A 1,503-nucleotide genomic window follows, 5' to 3' on the forward strand; every position below is an offset into this window, starting at 1 on the left:
GAGGCTGTGTGAAAAGAGCCGAGTCGGCTAGGATTCCTGGAGGTGATGCTCCGGGAGCTTAGATGAAGCGCTTCGTTGAGAGTGAAGACCGTCGGCAGGGTGTCCTGCTTCCCGAGTATCTTGACGACTACGTGTCGGAGAACAATCCGGTTCGGGTGATCGACGTCTTCGTTGATGAATTGGACCTGGGCCAACTGGGTTTTGAAGGCGTGGTTCCCGAGGCGACGGGCCGTCCGAGCTACCATCCGGGCGTGCTGCTAAAGATCTACGTCTACGGCTACATCAACCAGGTGCAATCGAGCCGTCGGTTGGAGCGCGAGGCGCAGCGCAACATCGAGCTGATGTGGCTGACGGGACGGCTGGCGCCGGACTTCAAGACCATCGCCGACTTCAGGAAGGACAACGGCTCGGCGATCCGGGCGGCTTGCCGGCAGTTCATCACTTTGTGTCGCCGGCTGGATCTCTTCACCCACGCGATCGTGGCCATCGACGGCAGCAAGTTCAAGGCGGTGAACACGCGCGACAAGAACTTTACGCGYGCCTCGATCCAGCGTCGGATGGAGCAGGTGGAGGCCAGCMTCGAGCGTTACATGTCGGCGCTGGAGACGGCCGATCGACATGATGGCGAACTGGCCCAGGCCAAGACGGTGCGGTTGAAAGACAAGATCGCCGCCCTCAAGGAGCAGATGAAAGCCTTCAAGGCCCTGGAGKCTGAGGTGCATGCCGCGCCGGACCAGCAGATATCTCTGACCGATCCGGATGCGCGGGCGATGGCCACCAACGGCAAGGGCACGGGGATGGTCGGCTACAACGTGCAGACGGCGGTGGACATCACTCACCACCTGATCGTCGCGCACGAGGTCACCAACAYCGGCCACGACCGCGGTCAACTCTCGGGMATGGCCGGCCAAGCCAAGGCCGAAATGGGCGTCGAAACGCTCGACGTGCTGGCCGATCGCGGCTACTTCGCCGGCGAGGAGATCCTGGCCTGCGAGGCTATCGGCGTGACGCCCCTCATGCCCAAGCCCCTGACTTCCGGCGCCAAGGCCGACGGCCGGTTCGGCAAGCAGGACTTCGCCTACCTGCCCGAGCAGGACGTCTACCGCTGCCCATCGGGGGCGCTGCTGCCCCGCCACATGACGACGGTGGAGAAGGGCCTGACCCTGCATCGCTACTGGGACCGCGCCAGCTGTCAGAGCTGCCGCTTAAAGCCCCAGTGCACACCGAGCGTCGAGCGACGGRTCACCCGCTGGGAGCATGAGGCGGTGATCGAGGCCATGCAGGAACGGCTGGATCGCGCGCCCAAGAGCATGCGCATCCGCCGAGCCACCGTCGAACACCCCTTCGGAACCTTAAAGGCCTGGATGGGAGCGACCCACTTCAAGACCAAGTCCCTCAAAAACGTCAGTACGGAGATGAGCCTCCACGTCCTGGCCTACAATCTGAAGAGAGTGATCGCCATCCTTGGCGCTGGGCCGCTCATTCTGGCGATGCGGACCTGAA

At 63.2% G+C, this 1,503-nt stretch carries 1 protein-coding gene; it reads left to right on the forward strand.

Annotated elements, in window-relative coordinates; all coding sequences use genetic code 11:
* The first annotated feature begins 62 nt into the window (after positions 1 to 62).
* On the forward strand, positions 63 to 1,502 hold the full coding sequence (locus AC1D34_RS37525) for an IS1182 family transposase (protein WP_476827024.1): 1,440 nt from the start codon (positions 63 to 65) through the stop codon (positions 1,500 to 1,502).
* Position 1,503 lies beyond the last annotated feature (1 nt).

The organism is Allobosea sp. P1_A7 (genome assembly GCF_056406775.1).